Source organism: Paenibacillus artemisiicola, assembly GCF_017652985.1.
Classification (GTDB): Bacteria; Bacillota; Bacilli; order Paenibacillales; family Paenibacillaceae; genus Paenibacillus_Z; species Paenibacillus_Z artemisiicola.
The window spans coordinates 217201-234113 of sequence record NZ_JAGGDJ010000002.1 but is presented as its reverse complement, the minus strand read 5'-3'; the positions used below and the strand labels follow the sequence as shown (position 1 = coordinate 234113).

Below are 16913 nucleotides of genomic sequence, written 5' to 3'. Positions count from 1 at the left end.
TGCGCTGCGCGGCCCGTTAACCGAACAAAAGGCAGCGGCCGTTTCCAGCCGGCCGGCACGATTATTGCCCGGCTCTTTGCGATTATTTCTCGGGTAATCGCAGCGTTCGACGGTTACGCGTCCGAAATTACGATTATTCTCGAATCGGTAAGCTTCTTGTCGTTTTTCCGCGCGAAACCCCCGGTTCGGGCGAATGGCCCGGCGGGGGTTCCTGTAAGGGGATCGTATTCGGCTTAAAGCGGATCTTCGTTCACGGCCAGCCGCATCGTCTTTACTTCGAACGGCCGGAACGCCAGCCCGATGGCGTTCCCGTCGACGTCGAACGGCGGCGCGGCGATCGGTTCTTCCAGCATATTCGTTTCGCGGACCGCATGGAGAGGCACGTCCGCGCGCAGCGTGCAGGACACCGAAGCGCCCTTCGACTCGTACAGCCGGACGACCCAATCGCCCGATCCGTCCTCGGCCAGCTTGACGGTTTCGACGATGACGCTTGCGGCATCCGTCTCGAAGAACGATCGGCGCGTCAGCCGCGCGCGGCCGCGCGCGACGGTCAACGGCACGTTCAGCTCGTACGCTTCGCGAACCACGGGACTGTCGAAGAACGAGCCGTCCCAGAAGAGGAAGCCGTACGTGAAGTCGTGCGTGCCTTGGTCGGACGTCTCGTCCGGATAGGTCGGCGCCCGAAGCAGCGTCAGGCTCATCGTGCCGCCGTCGACCGAGATGCCGTACTTGCAGTCGTTCAGCAGCGCGAAGCCGCGGTTCGTCTCCGCCAGCGCGGACCACTTGTGCTGGCAGGCCTCGAACCGGTCCGCGTCATGCGGACGCGAGGCGTGATTCGGCCGCTTGACGTACCCGAACTGAATCTCCTGCATCGACTCGCCCGCATGCACGCGAACGGGAAAGTCCACCTTGAGCAGCTTGTTCGTTTCCCGCCAATGGACCGTCGTCCGGAACTCGACCCGCCGGCTGCCGGCACGGACGCGGATCTCCTGGATCAGCGTCGACCGGTTCAACCGGCGCTCGACCCGCAGCGCCGCGAAGAGCGGACCGTTCGCCGCGACGGATACGACGGCCGGCTCGTCCAGCTCCAGCATCGCCATGCGATAGCGCCGGTCGATCTCCCACGCGTCGAAGTCGGACGGCTGATCGCGGTACATCCGCATGACGTTGCAATTCCCGTCCGCCCATTCCGTTCCGGTCGCTTTGTCGACGATGCTGGCCAGCTCGCCGCGTTCGTTCACGACGATCGCGAGACATTCGTTCTCGAGGCGATTGCCCGAGACCCGAACGGCCGGTTCCGGCGCGATGGCCGGCGACGCTTCCGCCGAAGCCTCTTCTTGCCGGACCGTATAGACGGCCCATCCCATGGACGGCGCCTCGACCTCGGCATAGCCGACGCCTTCGTGCCATTGAACCGGCAGGCTTCGTCCGGCCGCGTCCGAGATGCCCTTCGCGCCGCCCGGCAGCGCGACGAGTCCCTTCCTCGCCCACGACAGTGCGTTGAATGCCGTCACGCCCGCACCGCCCGCGCCCGCGATCGTATCCCTCGCATCGGCGGCCAGTCCGTTCACCTGCTCGTTCAACGCGGCGAGCGCGGCCTGCGCTTCCTCGTGGACGCGATGGATGGACGAGCCCGGCAGGATATCGTGGAACTGGTGCAGCAGCAGAATCTTCCACAACCGGTCCAGCTCCGCATACGGATACGCGCGCCGTTCGGACAGCCGCGCGGCCGCCCCCCACAGCTCCGTCTCCCGCAGCGCGATTTCCGTCAGCCGGTTCAGCTTCTTAATCGGCGCCTGCGTCGTGTACGTGCCCCGGTGCGCCGGATAATACAGCTCGCCGACGTAAGTCGCGACCGGGTCGCCGCGCTTGGCTGCGTCTTCGAAGAACGCGATCGGCGAACCGTGCTTCGTGCGGGGGACGCCCTCCAGGTTCTCGAGCCGCCGCATGAATTCCAAGTCGTCCCGATTGGCGCCCCCGCCTCCGTCGCCGTGCCCGAACTGCGTCAGCCGGGTCGCGATGCCGTCTTTCTGCGCGCGGTCGTTCCACTGGCCGATCAGGAAGGACGGGTTGATCCGAATCGGATAGTTCGCTCCGTAATCGAGCAGGTGGGACAGGATGCGGGTGCCGTCGATCCCTTCCCAGTAGAACGTGTTGTAGGGAAACGGATCCCCGGCGTTGTCGTACGTATTGAACATTTTGACGGAAGCGAAATAGTTCAAGCCGCAGCCCTTCATGATTTGCGGCATGTTGCCGGAGTAGCCGAAGACGTCCGGCAGCCAGAGCATCTCGTTGTCCTTGCCGAACTCCTCCCGGAAGAACCGCTTGCCGTGCATCGCCTGGCGGATCAGGCTCTCGCCGCCCGGGAGGTTCGTGTCCGGCTCCACCCACATGCCGCCCTCGGGGATGATCCGGCCTTCCGCGACGGCCCGCTTCATGCGGCCGTACAATTCCGGATAGAGCTCCTTCGCCGTCTGGAACAAGTACGGTTGGCTCTGGACGTACCGGTACTCCGGGTATTCTTCCATGAGCGCCAGCTGATTCGACATCGTGCGGGCGACCTTGCGCTGCGTCTCCTGGATCGGCCAGAGCCAGGCGATATCCAGATGGGATTGGCCCATCATATATAGCAGCGGCGACGTCGATCCGTTCACGCAGGCCAGCAGGGGCTCCATGATCGCCCGGCAGCGCTTCGCATTGTCCGCCATGGCTTCCCCGCGCAGGCTCCGATCGAAGACGGCGAACACCTGCGTCAGGCAGCGGTCGATCTCCGCGACGCGAAGCGCATTCGGGTCCATATGATTGCGCAGGTCGTACAGGCATTCCAGATCGATGAAGAACTGATAGACGTCCTCTTCGAAGACGCACACCCGCGATTCGCCGAACGTCGGGCGTACGCCCGCATGTCCGGCGTACGCTTCCGCGACGATCTCGTAGCGTTCGCCCGCTCGCGCGCTGCGCGTCAGCGTGAGGTCATGGTGCTGAAGATCCATGGCTCCGCGCACGGCGCCGTTGACGTACACCGTCGCTTCCGAGCCGTAATCGAGCACGGCCGCAAGCCGTTTGCCCGCGGCTTCCTCCTGCACCGCGAACGATGCGCGAAACCAGCCGTACGTCCAATCCCCGCCCCACCGTTCGCCCGGAGCGATCGGCCCGAACGGCCTGCCCGCCAATTCGCCGATCGACAGCTGCTCCCGGGTCTCGAATCCGTCGAATGCCAGCTCGGCGATTTTCGTGAACAGCAGCCGTTCCTTCTTCTGCAGCAGCTTAGCGACATGAAATACAATCTCTTTGGTTGGATTCAACGTGTCTGCTCCTCGCTTATGAATTCATCGCGGCCGTACGCATGCCGCCGATCCGAACCGTGGCCAAGCCCTGCCGCGGCAGCGACAGCTTCGCTTCCCGGGTTTGGTCCGGCAGGACGTCGGAAGACAGCGCGGATAGCGGCTTGCCGTCCAGCTCGACCAGCGACAAGTCGCCGGCCGACAGCGGAGCGCCGAGCACGATCGAGCATGACCGGGCCTCCGAACCGGAATTATACAGCCGGACGAGCAGATCCTCCCCGTCCATCGTGACGGAGGAGACCTCGATGGCAGGATCCGTCACCCGGAACAGCGACATCGACGACGCTCCCGAATGGAAACCGAAGGCCGGGAGCAACGGCTCCATCCAGCGCGCGCATGCCTGCTGAATGCCGGCGCGGTCCCATCGTCCGCCATGGGGCAGGACGGCATAGCGCATTTCCTGTACGCCGTTCAACGGGCGCTTGCCCCACCAGAAGCCGCCCTCGCCGCCCCAGCCGAGCGTCAGGGCCAGCGCCTCGTCCTTCGCGTGCGAATAGTCGGTCGCGTGATCGGCGAATACCGCCAATCCGTAATCGCGGCGCGGATCGTAGACGTCGATCCAATGCAGCACGATGTTGTGCTTGATCTCGTCCCACCGTTCGTAATGCGTATCCGCGTGACGGCTTAGCGTGACGTCGAAGGCGGAATTCTTGTAAATCTCCCGGTCGTCCAGCGCGGCCGGGAACCGCGCCTGCAGCTTGCGGCGGGTATGGTGGTGCGACTTTCTCCGTTCCGTATTGCGGTCCTCCGGCGCCATCTCCCACGGGTCCCCGATCCACGTGTCCCGTTCGTATTGAAACCGGACATGGAAATCGACGCTGCGTTGTCCGGCCGCTGCCGTTACCGTCGTCACGTACCCCGTCCCCGCGAAAGTGCCCTTCAATTCGAGGACGACCCGAAGCGGACCGTTCTCCTTGATCGTCGCCATCGCCGGCGCCTCCGTGCTGCTCGCCCAGCGGCGCTCGCTGATCAGATATCCCGCGAATTCGTTGAACGCCCGGCCGGTCGCCACGATCTCGCGGTTCAACCGCTTATCCTTCCAACTCGCGATGACGCCGCCTCGCGCGGTATCGATACGGATGTCATACAAGTCCGTCGCAATGGTCGCGCAATCCTCGTGTACGACGGCATGCGCGCGCGCCTCCGCGGCGATCCCTCCGCTCCGCTCGACCTCCTCCGGCCGCAGCGGCTCGACCGCATACGTCCGGTAGCCCATGGCCGGCGTCTCGGCCTCGAACAGCAGCTTGCACGCATGAAGCGTGCCGTCCGGGCGCGCGCGCGTCGGCACGACCTGGCTCGGCACCTCGATGCCGTCGCCGTTCCGGACGCGGAACGAAGCCGCTGCGCCCGACGCCGGAATTTCGATCTCCGCCACTTCCTTCCGTTCGGCTCCCGACAGGTTGAATACCCGGATGCCGGGCGCTTCGCCCGCCCGGGCTTCCCGCTTGAAGCTGTCCAGCGCGGCATCGAGCACGCCGTCGCACGATTGCTCCGCCATCCAGCTCTGCGCGCCGGCCTGCCAAGCCCACTGCTCGCGTCCCGTTCGCGTCGTCGCGCAAATCCAGGCGTCGTGATGCTGGGACAGCAGCAGCTGGTCCCAAGCCTCCTGCAGCCGCGCCTCCGGATAAGCCGCTCCCCGGAGCACGCCGGCGACGGACGCCAGCTTCTCCGCCGCGACGATCTTGTTCTCCGCCGCGCGCACCTCGCGCGACATCCGCTGCAGCGTTCCTTCGCCCCACGGCAGCGTGCAGCGGATATCCTCCTGCGTGAACGCCCACGCCTCCGTCGGCTCCTCCGCGATCTCGTCCATATATTCGCGCCAAGTCACGAACCGCAGCGCTTCCCGCCGGTGCCGCGGATTCGCCGGCCAGCCGAGATCCTGCAGGAAGCTCCCTACGGGATGCGCGATGCCCAGGCGGACGCACTTGTCCGCGAACGCGGGCTCCATATAGCCGGCCTCGGTCTCCCAGCAGTTCACCAGCTCTTCGCAGGCGTACCGCGGCACGCATGGAATGGCGGTGCCGTCCGGCCCGACCCATAGCACGGTCTCGCGGTCGATGCCGGACGCGTATCCGCCCCAAGCCGTTCCCGGATTCTTCAGCACGGCCCGCTTGTACCCGAGCGAACGGAGAATTTGCGGTAAGCTGCTGCTCCAGCACGGCTCCTGGGTGGCGTACGTGTCCACGTCGATGCCGGGAAAATGCGCCTCGACCAGCGCCTTGCCGCGAATCAGCTGCCGGATGTTGCTTTCGCCGCCGATGACCCAGCCGAACGGCTGCGCGTAGCTGGCCGCCACGACTTCGACTCGCGGCTTCTCGCGCTCCATGATCAGCCGCCGAACCTCGGCATAGGACGCGGGATCCGTCCGGCGCAGCGCGTCCCACGAGATCGGCTCGATATCGAGGCACAGCTTCCAGTCCGGCGTCTCGCGCATGCGACGGAGCACGTCCGCCCAGGAACCGAGCGGCATATGGCCCTTGATCCCGCCATGGTAGCCGTCTACGAAATACGCTTTGCTCATCCCACTCCAACTCCTTCGGAACGCTTGCGGCTGCGGCCGCTCCCGGTACGATACGACCGTGAGCGGCGGCATCCGCTTCTTTCTAGGAAGCATGCCTGACGTTAAGAAGATGATTTCGCGGTTGCGCCGTCCTGAGCAGGGACGAGCCCGAGGCGCGGATCGGCCAAGTCCAGCTTGTACATGAGCTGGTTGTAGTTGTACCGCGGCGTCGGCGGATGATCGGTGTAGGTGTTGGTATACGTCGCCTCGAAATAGATCGTCCGTCCGCCGTCCTTGGCGAAGACCGCGTGCTGGGCCGGGTTGTAAAACGTGTAGTTGTCATGCGTCACGATCTTCGCCGCCTTCGTCCACGGTCCTTGCGGCGACGGCGCCGCGGCGACCCAGATCTCGCCCAGCAGCGACGTCTTGCCGAACTTCTGCTGCGCGATCATGACGTATTGCTTCAGGTAATCGTTCCATTCGACCGAGCTTTGGGCAAGCTGCACCTCTTCGCCGTCGGCCGCGCTCTTCAGCTGGTAGTAACGCGGCTCGTCGCTCTTGATCAAGCCGAGCCCGATCAGCTCCTTCTCCTGGTCCTGCGAGATCATCGGGGTATTCTTCTTCCAGCCCCACACGAGACGACCGTCCGCATCGCGGTCGAGCTTCGTGTTCGCGCCGTCGTATTGCGCCCCGGGAGCGAGGCACGTGAACGATTCCCACTGCGTGTAATCGAGTACCGCGCCCAGCTTCGACTCCACCCGCAGGTTCGGGAATTGATGCTCGGTGAACACCCAGTAGCCTTTGCCGTTCTCCTCGTAGTACGTCGCCAGACCGTCTTCGCCGGCGTGGCGCCAATCGTTCTCGTCTTTGGACGGGAAGTCCGCGACCGGCTCGAACTGCTGCGTCTTGTCGTTGAACATGAGGATGCCGTATGCCCGCGTCTCGGGCGCATGGGTGCTGTAAGGAGCCAACAGCCGCTCCTTGCCTTTGTCGTCCTTGACCGTCATCAGCCCGAATACCCAGGCGATGTTGGCGCCGTCGGGCAGCGGCGGCACGAGGCTCTTGACCGAGCCGTCCGCGTTGGTGATGTACTGGAGATCGACGCCGGCATCCGGATCGAGCCCGCCTTGGCCCGGCAGCTTGGACGTCGCGCCCGTGACGCGGAAATTGCCGAGCGGGTAGCTTGGCCGGTCCGTATCGCCCCAGAACCAGTACAGCCGGTTGTTATACACGATCGTCTGCACGGAATCCTGCCCCATGACTTGGCCGTTCAGCAGCGGTTCCTTGACCGGCGCCGGCAGGCCGAGCAGCGCGCTGTCCCGGTAGATGCCCTCGCCGGTGACGCGATACAGCCGCTCGGCGACGATCAGCCGCGTCATCTGCAGCGTCGCGCTGCCGCCGGGGGTCACGTCCACGGCCGTGCCGTTGTAACCGAAGCCGTCCTTCGGATATGCGTAGCCGTCGCTCGAGAGATGGAAGAACACCTTCTGATTCATGAGCCCCGGCTCGTCGAACGCGACGACGCCGGCGCTGTCCGTGTAGAACGAGATGCTGTTCGTCGTTCTCAGCTCGACGAGCGGGATGCCCCTGCCCGTCGCCGAATCGACGACCTTGATCATGAACGGCGCGTTCTTGCCCGGCGCCGGCTTCGCCAAGGACATCCCCGGCATCATCATCGAGACGAGCAGCACCAACGCCATGAGCCCTGCCAACTTCCCTCTTCCCGCTTTCATCTTCATTCCTCCTGATTCTCCGATTGCCGCAAGCGAAGCTCGCGATCGAACCTTGCTCTGAACCTTGGAACTTATCGTGGAGCGGATACTTGGTGCATGACTTGGAGCAGCTGCCAAAAGCAGTTGTCTTCGCGCAGTTACTTAGGTTGCAGTACAGTTGCATCGAGCAGTTGCATCGTACAGTTGCATCGAGCAGCTGCTTGGAACGTTTACAAGGACAACTTACTTAACCCCATTAATTAAAGCGATCACTTGGAAACGACCCGTTTGGCGGCATCGTTGTAAATCCGCAGCACTTTGTCGAGGTCGCCCATGCCTTTCACCTTGGCGATGAATTTGTCCCAGTCGGCGAAGCTGGCTTTGCCGGCGACGAATTTGGACTCTTGTTCCAAAATGTACGTTTTGATCGGCGTCATCACTTCCGAGATCTGCTGGCTCTCGGCCTGCGTGAATTGGAGTGTCGGCGCGGTGTACGAGGACGGCACGTAGTCGTTATTCGGCATCGGCAAGCTGCGCAGGTACGGCGATTTCTCGATCGGCGATTCCTCGTATTTGCCGTTGAAATACGTGTAGTCCATGGCGGCGAAGTCCACGAACGCCTTCGAATCGGCCGCGATCTGCAGGCCCGGCGAATAGTGCTTGCTCGCGCGGATGCCGTATTTGTCGCCCACGACCCAAGGATCGTCGGCGTTTTTGAATTCGTCCGTGAAGGTCGGGTTGCCGTCCTTGTCCAGCGTGTAGGACTGGCCTTCCTGTCCCCACGTGATCAGCCGGATGACTTCGGGATCGTACTGCAGGTCGATGAATTTAATGAGATCCTCCGGATTCTTCACGTCGGCGTTGATGCAGAACGTGGCCCATCCCAGGTCCGGCGTGTTGCCGTTCGCGACGTTCTGCCACGACTTGCCGTACTTCGGATTGTCGGGGTACAGCGACACGGCGAAGATCTTGCCGTCGGCCGCCGTACGGGTATAGTTGCCGGGGTCCGTGAACCACTGCGCCAGCCAGATGAAGTTGTCCCCGTTCAGCGCCTTTTGCTTCAGCGTATCGTCCGTGTCGGTCAGGTACTCCGGATCCAGCAGCTTCTCGTCGTACAGCTTGTGGGCAAACTCCAGCGCCTCCTTGAATCCCGGCTGGAAGACGCCGTACGTATACTGGCTGCCGTCCCAGTAGATGTCGTCCACGACGTGGTTCGCGTTGAACAGCGACCTGAGATCGTTCCATCTCGTGTTGATCGGGTACTTGTCCGGATACAGCTCCTTCAGCTTCTTCGCCGCGTCGTACAGCTCGTCCAGCGTGGACGGGATCCGGATCTTGTCCTGCTGGAACAGGTCGTACCGGTACGACGACACGTTCTGAATCAGCATCCCGGTATCCTTCGGAAAGCGCGGCAGCGACGTTTCTTTGAAATAGTACATTTTGCCGTCGGCGTTCGTGACCTGCGCCGCGCCGTTTTTCACCTGGCTCAAGTAATTCAAGTAATTGGGCATATCGTCCTTGTACTGGGTGAGGTCGAGGATTTGGCCGTTCTTCACCATCTCGGACGTGTCGTAGAAGAGCGGCGTCGCGAAGAAGTCCGGCAAGTTATCGCTCGCGATCATCAGCTTGACCTTCTGGTCGTAATCGGAAGACGGAATGTAGTCCCATTTGATGTCGATTTTCTTGCCCATTTTCTGCTCCATCAGCTTCAGCCATTCTTGCTGGATGGGGCTCTTCGTATTATCCACGCCGTTGGCCGAGAGCGCGACCGTAAAGCTGAGCGTCCCGCCGCTTGTCGAAGCCTTGTTCGCGGATGACGGGTCGGTTTGATTCGCTGCGTTGTTTCCCTTGTTGCCGTTATTGCCGTCGCTGCAGCCCGCCGCCAGAATGACGGAGGCGCAGATCGTCGAGACGACGCCCAGTTTTGCTGCTTTCGATTTCATGCTTATCCCCCAATTGGTATGGATTTTGATAAGAGGCAGAATTGCTATGATGACGATGCGAACAACGACCGATGCTCAGGCGCCTCCAATCCACGGTCCGTGTCTTCTTCGCATGCGTTCCATCCGGGCGTCCGGCTAGCCTTTAATCGAGCCGACGAACATGCCTTTGGTGAAATACTTCTGGAAGAACGGGTAAATGATCATGATCGGGAACATGGTGATGACGATGACGGCCATGCGGATGGATTTGGGGTCCATCAAGGAGCCCGGCGAATTGATGGCCACGTTGCTGGCCCCCACCCTGCCCTGGATCGCGTTGGAATCCAGCGTGAACAGATAGTTGCGGAGCACCATCTGCAGCGGATACTTCGCCTGATCCTGCAGATAGATCAGCGCCTCGAACCAGCTGTTCCAGCTGCCCACGATGCCGAATAAGGCGAAGGTGGCCAGGAGCGGCTTCGATAGGGGCAGAATGATCCGGAACAGGACCACGACTTCGTTGGCGCCGTCGATCAGCGCCGCGTCCTTCAGCTCGGACGGAATATTCGCGAAGAACGTCCGGAACAGGAACACGTTATAGGCGCCGACCGCGCCCGGTATGATCATGACCCAGAACGTATCGAGCAGATGAAGATTGCGGATCAGCAAGTAGGTCGGGATAAGACCGCCGCCGAAGAACATCGTAATCATCAGAAATACGTTCAGGAACTTCTTGCCGATAAAGCCGGGAATGGTAAGCGGATACGCCATCAAGGACGTAAACAGCAGCATGACGAACGTCGAGCCGAGCGCGTACCCGATGGAATTGAGATAGCCCGTGAAGATCAAGCGATCTTTGAAAATATCCGTATACGCCTTGAACTCGAAGCCGAGCGGCCAGATCGTCACGCTGCCCTTGGCCACGTAACGCGCGCCGCTCAAGGACGTGGCGATAATGTTGAAGACCGGATACAGCACCGCCACCAAGATCAGCACCATGATGAAGATGTTAAGCACGTCGAACATTCTGGAGCCGAGGCTTTCTTTCCTCATAGCTCTCCCCCCTTAAAACAAGCTCGTATCCGAAACCTTGCGGCTGATCCAATTCGTAATGAACAGAATGACAAAGGAGATCACGGACATGAACAGCCCGATCGCGGTCGTGTACGCGTATTGCGCTCCCAAGATCCCTTGCCGGTAGACGTAGGACCCGATGACGTCCGCCACGCTGTACGTCGCGGGATTATACAGCAGGATGACTTTCTGGAAGTCCGTGCCCAGCACGCCGCCCATGGCGAAGATGAGCAGGATGACGGTCGTCGGCCGAATGGACGGCCAGGTGACGTGCCGGACCTTCTTCCATCTCCCCGCGCCGTCGACGTCGGCGACGTCGTAGAGCGACGGATCGATGCCGCTCATCGCGGCGAGGTAGATGATCGCGCCGAACCCGACTCCCTGCCAGATTCCCGACGAGATGAAGATCGTCCGGAACCAGCCCGGATCGAGCAGAAACGAGACCGCCTCCCCGCCGAAATGGGTAATCACATGGTTGATGAAGCCGTCCCGCGCCGTGTAGATCTTGATCAAGCCCGCGACGATGACGACGGATATAAAATGCGGAAAGTACGAAACCGTTTGCACGAGCTTTTTGAAGCGCTTACTTTTCAGCTCGTTAAACAGCAGCGCGAGCACGATCGGCGCCGGAAACGACCAAAACAAAGAGTATAAGCCGAGCAGCAGCGTGTTCTTCAATACGCTGAAGGCCATGGGGTCGTGAAAGAACGTTTTGAAATACTTGAGGCCGACCCACGAGCTGCCCATGATGCCCTGCGCGGCGCTGAAATCTTTGAACGCGATCAGAATGCCGTACATCGGAAAGTAATTGAAAATCAGCACGGTCAAAAATCCGGGCAGCACCATCAGGTACAGATAGCGATGCCTCCACATCCGCGTTCGCATGCTCCGATCGTTAGCCTGCAATGAAAACACTCCTTTTTGCCAAATGACTGCAAACCTAGTATACGAGGTTATTCGAGCTACATATGAGTTCTAGCCGCACTATGTTCTGACCGCACCTCCCGTTTGCTCACTCTTAAGATCGCCCGCTGCAAGATGCGCCGGCGCGGATTTGACAGCGCATTCATTCCTGAAAAGACGCGCCATATCAAGGTTTATCGTATGTCCCCCTCCTCTTGCGAACCGCTAACCGATGGCTCCGTTGTCGTTCCCAGCGTGCGGATTCGCTCGCCTCACATACCAACTATCAGGAAGTTATTATGCTTTTACCAAAATGTAACACATACTATTTGGACCGTCAATTCGTTTTTTGACAGTAGTTATTAGATTAAGTTAGTATACTTTGTAAGCACATTATCTTATAATCAAGAGAAACAGAGCTTTCACTTCACTTGAAGGAGACGATTTATGGGCAAGAACGACTCGATATCGCCGAAGTATCAGCAGGTCAAGGATTATGTGCTTACGCAAATCGAAAACAACGCGCTCGGCAAGGACGGCCGGATCCCGAGCGAATCCGAGTTCTCGCAGTTGCTGGATGTCAGCTCGATCACGGTGCGCAAAGCATTGAACGAGCTGGTCAACGAGGGGGTCATCTACCGCGTCCGGGGAAAAGGCAGCTTCGTGTCGAACCGGGGAACGGCGGCCGATGCGGCGACGCGCTACGTCACCTTCATCATCTCCGGCAATGAGTTATACGACAGCTCCTACTTGCAAATCACGAAGGGCGTCCAATCCTTCCTGAGCCAGCAGGGCTGCAAGCTGATCATCGAGTTCGTGGAAAACAACTTCGAGCAAGAGCGCGAGCTGATTATGAAGCTGATCCAATCGGAGACGCGCGGGCTGCTGATTTATTCCGTCAATCCGAACGCCGCCAAAACTTATCTGCACGAAATCCGCAAAAAGTCCATCCCGTTCGTCATGCTCGACCGCATCCCGTCCGGGTTCCCGGTCGATTGCATCACGTGCAACAATAACGACGGCGCCTACGAGGCCGTCGCCCATCTCATCGCCCATGGCCACCGGAACATCGGCTTTGCCGCCTACGACTTCTACTTGAGCGCGGAGGCCGAGCGCTACAACGGCTATCAACGCGCCATGCAGGACGCTTCCCTCGTACCGAACGACGAGACGTTGTTTTTCCGGCGGGAGCTGGATTACGACAAGCTGATCGCAGCCATCAAGAACGGCGAGCTGACGGCCCTCTTCTGCGTCAACGACAGGCGGGCGCTCGAAATCATCGAACGGCTGACGCAGGAAGGCATAAGGATTCCCGAAGAGATCTCCATCATGGGCTTCGACGATTTCGAAAGCTCGAAGTTCGCCAAGGTGCCGCTAAGCACCGTCCGGCAAAATTTCGAAGCGCTCGGCTATGAAGGGGCGAGACTGCTCTTCGAGCTCGGCGGCGACGCTGTGCGCTGCCACAAGAAGATTCTGCTGTCGACCAGCCTCGTCATTCGGGAGTCGATCAAAGAGCTGTAACGCACGAAGAAAATCCCGATTCGCGACGAATCGGGGTTTTTTATTATTTATAGTTGCCGCACGACCTTAATCAATCCGGTCAAGGCCTGCCTTGCATAACAAATCTCCTCGCTCGGTAATCTAACACGAGTCGAAGATTGCGAACAAGGGAGGAACGCCGCGATGGCCGTCAACATAGGCGCGCATGAAAGGTTTGAACTGCAGGAGCTGTTGGCTGCATCCAGGAGTCATATCCGCACCATGAAGCTGTATCGGCCGCATATTCAGGATCTGCAGCTGGCGGAGATTGCGGATCAACAGCTGCAATTGGCGATGGAGGACTACAATCGCTGCGTCCAGGCGGTCCAGGAGACTTCCGCTCAAGCTCCCCCAAAGGCTGACGACCCCCGCCGCCCGGCGTCTCTCGGCCCGGATGATCGCATAACCATAACCGATGCGGATGCCGCGGTTGCGCTGATGAACCTTCATAAGACTTCGGCCGCGATGAAGTTCATGGCGGCACTGGATTGCTCGCAGTTGCAGCTGCGCGATACGCTGCTTCAAGACGCTCTCCATTGTGCCGAGCAGGCTTTCGAGACCTCGCGGAACTTGAATCGGAACGCGGACCGTCAAATGCCTGCGATGAAAGAGGGGACGCCGGTGAACGTGTCCGGCGAGATGAATCCCATGAATCTATGGAGGCAGAACGCGATCGCGTTCCACGGGCATTCAATACGCAAGCGCGAATAACCCGTTGATATGCGCCAAGTACCGCATGCCGCTTGCTTTCTTCATCAAGGACGCCGGCAGGCCTCTCAGTTCGATGCCGCTCTCGCCGATCATGCCGATGCCGTCCTTACGCCCCAAGCTGGCGAGGGATCCGGAGTTCACCGGCTTGAACGCCGTCATTTTGCCGCCTTTGAAGGAAGCGAACAGGTTTCTTCCGACGAGTTCGCCCATTTGCCAGGCCAGCTGCGCGGTCTGCGGGTAGGGCAATCCGTCCGGTCCGAATACGATCGCGCAATCTCCGGCAAGGAATACATCCGGATGCGAGACGGATTGCAGATATTCGTTGACCGTCGCGCGTCCCCGATCTACGTCGATGCCGCAGTTCGCCACGAGCGAGTTGCCTTGAACGCCGCCCGCCCATATCACGGTACCCGATTCGATGGTCTGCCCGTCGGTCAGGCTGACCGAAGAGCCGTCTACCCGGCTGATCCTCCGGCCCGTCAAGAATCGCACGCCGCGGGCCTCGAGGCTCTTCGTCGCCCTTTCGACGAGGTCCGCCGGGAACGCGGGCAGAATGGAAGATTTGGACTCTACCAAGTACAACGCGACGGCTTCGTAATCGACGCCGCGTTCGCGGCATATAAGCGGGAGCTCGTCAGCCAGCTCGCCGATCAATTCGACGCCCGTCAAGCCGCCGCCGCCGATGACGAAGGTCGCGTCCGCCTTTGATCTGGAGCGCGCGTACGCGGCGATCCGGTCTTTGACGCGCGCGAAGATCCGGTTCGCATCCGCGACGGATTTCAGCGTGAGGCTGTTGTCCTGCAGCCCCGGAACGCCGACGAAGTTCGTTTCGCTGCCGAGCGCCAGGACAAGCGCGTCATAGTCGCAGGACACGCCGTTTTCCAATTCGACTCGCCGGTTTTCCGGATCGATTTTGGACACCGTGCCGATGCGCAGATGGATGTCTTTGCCTCTGAGCAGATGCCCGAGCGGCAGCGCGACGGCTTTCTCGGTGACGTTACCGGCCGCCAGACGATGCAGCTCGGTGATGATTTGGTGCGATTCGGATTGATTAATGACCGTAATCGTCGCTTCCTCCGCCGTAAAATACCGCCGTGCGGTAAGCGCACCGAGCAGGCCGCCATAGCCCGCCCCCAGTATCAGAATATGCTTGCTCATGTCTCCGTCCTCCCCGTTCGTTTCTAAGATGTCCCATCATCTCCGCATGCGCCAAGGCCGAATCCGTCACGATCCGAGACGGCGCGCGGTCACGTAATGCGCCTTCCAATAGCCCGAGTCCAGGCGGGTCAATTTGACGCCGCCGGCGCCATAGGCGTTTAACATCTTGCCTTTGCCGGCATAGATGCCGACATGCCCGATGAAGCTGCCCCGGCTCGGTACGCGGAAGAACACGAGATCGCCTTCCTTCAGCTGCGGCTTCGCGATCAACCGTCCGACCCGGGCTTGTTCGCGGGCCGTGCGCGGCAGCTCGTAGCCGTATTTCTTGTATACGCGCATTGTAAAGGAGGAGCAGTCGAAATAATCCGTCGTCGCCGTGCTTACGCCGAATTGATAGGGCGTTCCCAAATAATTGTCCGCGTAATGAATCAACTTGGCGGCCGTCTTCGAGGACATGGCGTTCGCTTTCGGGGCTTGTCCGACCCCGAAGCACGTCAAGCCGATCGACAAGCCCAGTCCGACGACGATTAATTTGCAGGACGTTTGCTTGATATTCATACCGATCGTCACCCTCCATGCTTTAAAATTCGTACCGCTTCCGGATGCGTAACCGAGCTTCGTATTTTGTGCAAATGTCTGTTGTGACGAGCGCCTCCCATACAGCGCGCTCATGTCCATTTGAGGCGGAGGCATCGGAATGAACGACGAACCCGCGCGCGAAAACGGCTTGCCCCCGATCACGACGCGGTCTTCGTCAAAGCGTTCTATGCATCCTCCGCCGGTCATTTTCTCATTCGTTACGACCATGACATAGCAGCCGAATAAATGGGCATTTTCAAAATCGACGTCATGTTGAAGCGGGCTGTATTCCATTTTCGTTCCATCCCTTCCTCTTGCCTAACCGTGATTGATGAGCGATCGATTTGCAGGGAGACAGCTCGTTCATGAACTGCCTCGCCTCCATCTCCTTACCGTATGAAGCTTGCCGATCAGCCTCTGAGCAATTCCCCGTTAACCAGCAATTTCAGCGTTCGGACGAAGAGCACGACCACGACGAGGCTGAACACGGCCAAAATAATGCCCGACAGCGCGATCAAGGGCCAAGAATCCGCGAACAGCGCGTATTTAAGCGCCGCGTTGCTGAGCGCGGCCATCGGGAAGCTGACTCCCCACCAGGAAGCGCCGAACGGGATCGTCTTCTTGAATACTTTGAAGAACAAGACAAGGAATAAAAAGAGTCCGAAGTAGAACAAAATCGAAGCGAATTGATCGATCCGCTGCTCGAAGTTCGTATACCCGAGAAAACCGACCTCGAACGGCGCGATCATGATGATCATGGAAGGCGTTAGTCCGGCCGGCATCGGCGCGTGATGAATCAATCGGGAGAAGATCAACGTGAAGTACACCAACGCGATCACGCCGCCTATCGCCAGCGATAACAGATTCACTTCATGCGCCCACGGAAACGGCATCGACCCTCCGGCCACCGAAATATCGAGGGTGCCCACCACGGGTACCAGCGAAGCCGGAACCTTGTTCACCGGCTCATGATTCCCGTTCAACAATCGCGTGACGAAAACAAAACAAAGCGCTAACGCCGATACGGTGCCGATGATCCAGATTACCTGACCGAATCGCGTACTGTATACGCCGATGACGGAGGAGAGCAATAGAATCGCGATCGTAATCGTACCGAAAAAGTTCCCGATAATCGGATGCTTGAATTCAGCCTTGACTTTCTGGCTGTAGTTCACCCATTTCGCGAGATACCCGATGCTTAACGCGATAAAGATCGCGATGGCGATCATCCCCGTTACGTCGGCTATGACGGTGGAGGCGCCGAATACCTTGTTCGCCTCCCTCCACGCCAAGGACAGGCCCGAGATTCCCATCACGGACGCAAATAAATTAACGGGCAAAAATTGAATGGAACCGATGCTTTTTGGTTTCTGCATGGCAGTCGCTGCTTGCATGACGGACACCGCTTTCTGTATGAGTAATGCGGAGGCGATCGCGTGAAGTCGTTGAGATACGTCAAAAGGATCCGCTC

Annotated in this window: 11 protein-coding genes; 2 read left to right on the top strand and 9 right to left on the bottom strand. The window is 59.9% G+C overall.

Going from position 1 to position 16913, the window contains the following annotated elements; genetic code table 11:
• Nucleotides 1–233 precede the first annotated feature (233 nt).
• The 6 genes from I8J29_RS04300 to I8J29_RS04275 form a co-directional block, all read right to left on the bottom strand.
• Nucleotides 234–3305, bottom strand: coding sequence for an alpha-mannosidase (locus tag I8J29_RS04300; protein ID WP_208846437.1), 3072 nt, complete (start codon nucleotides 3303–3305; stop codon nucleotides 234–236).
• Nucleotides 3306–3321: 16 nt separating this feature from the next.
• A complete protein-coding gene (locus I8J29_RS04295) occupies nucleotides 3322–5865 on the bottom strand; it encodes a glycoside hydrolase family 38 N-terminal domain-containing protein (RefSeq protein WP_208846436.1) in 2544 nt (847 codons plus the stop codon).
• Nucleotides 5866–5966: 101 nt separating this feature from the next.
• Entirely contained in the window at nucleotides 5967–7577 is a 1611-nt protein-coding gene (locus tag I8J29_RS04290) for a hypothetical protein (protein ID WP_208846435.1), read from the bottom strand.
• Between the two features lie 248 nt (nucleotides 7578–7825).
• Nucleotides 7826–9499, bottom strand: a complete 1674-nt coding sequence (locus tag I8J29_RS04285) for an extracellular solute-binding protein (protein WP_208846434.1) — start codon at nucleotides 9497–9499, stop codon at nucleotides 7826–7828.
• Nucleotides 9500–9634: 135 nt separating this feature from the next.
• A complete protein-coding gene (locus I8J29_RS04280) occupies nucleotides 9635–10531 on the bottom strand; it encodes a carbohydrate ABC transporter permease (RefSeq protein ID WP_208846433.1) in 897 nt (298 codons plus the stop codon).
• 12 nt (nucleotides 10532–10543) lie between these two features.
• Nucleotides 10544–11437: an ABC transporter permease gene (locus I8J29_RS04275; RefSeq protein WP_208846730.1), complete on the bottom strand. Its 894-nt coding sequence runs from the start codon at nucleotides 11435–11437 to the stop codon at nucleotides 10544–10546.
• Nucleotides 11438–11902: 465 nt separating this feature from the next.
• Between I8J29_RS04275 and I8J29_RS04270 the strand changes: the two genes are divergently transcribed.
• Together I8J29_RS04270 and I8J29_RS04265 are read left to right on the top strand one after the other, a co-directional pair.
• A complete protein-coding gene (locus tag I8J29_RS04270) occupies nucleotides 11903–12976 on the top strand; it encodes a GntR family transcriptional regulator (RefSeq protein WP_208846432.1) in 1074 nt (357 codons plus the stop codon).
• Between the two features lie 162 nt (nucleotides 12977–13138).
• A complete protein-coding gene (locus I8J29_RS04265; RefSeq protein WP_208846431.1) occupies nucleotides 13139–13705 on the top strand; it encodes a spore coat protein in 567 nt (188 codons plus the stop codon).
• Here I8J29_RS04265 and I8J29_RS04260 read toward each other — a convergent pair.
• From I8J29_RS04260 to I8J29_RS04250, 3 genes are all read right to left on the bottom strand, one after another.
• The gene (locus tag I8J29_RS04260; protein WP_208846430.1) at nucleotides 13685–14863 is read right to left on the bottom strand and encodes an NAD(P)/FAD-dependent oxidoreductase; all 1179 of its coding nucleotides are present in this window, start codon (nucleotides 14861–14863) and stop codon (nucleotides 13685–13687) included. The two genes, I8J29_RS04265 and I8J29_RS04260, sit on opposite strands and share 21 nt — an antisense overlap.
• Before the next feature lie 66 nt (nucleotides 14864–14929).
• The gene (locus tag I8J29_RS04255; RefSeq protein WP_208846429.1) at nucleotides 14930–15421 is read right to left on the bottom strand and encodes a C40 family peptidase; all 492 of its coding nucleotides are present in this window, start codon (nucleotides 15419–15421) and stop codon (nucleotides 14930–14932) included.
• A 431-nt stretch (nucleotides 15422–15852) separates the two neighbouring features.
• A complete protein-coding gene (locus I8J29_RS04250) occupies nucleotides 15853–16818 on the bottom strand; it encodes an SLAC1 anion channel family protein (RefSeq protein WP_240545887.1) in 966 nt (321 codons plus the stop codon).
• Between the last annotated feature and the right edge of the window lie 95 nt (nucleotides 16819–16913).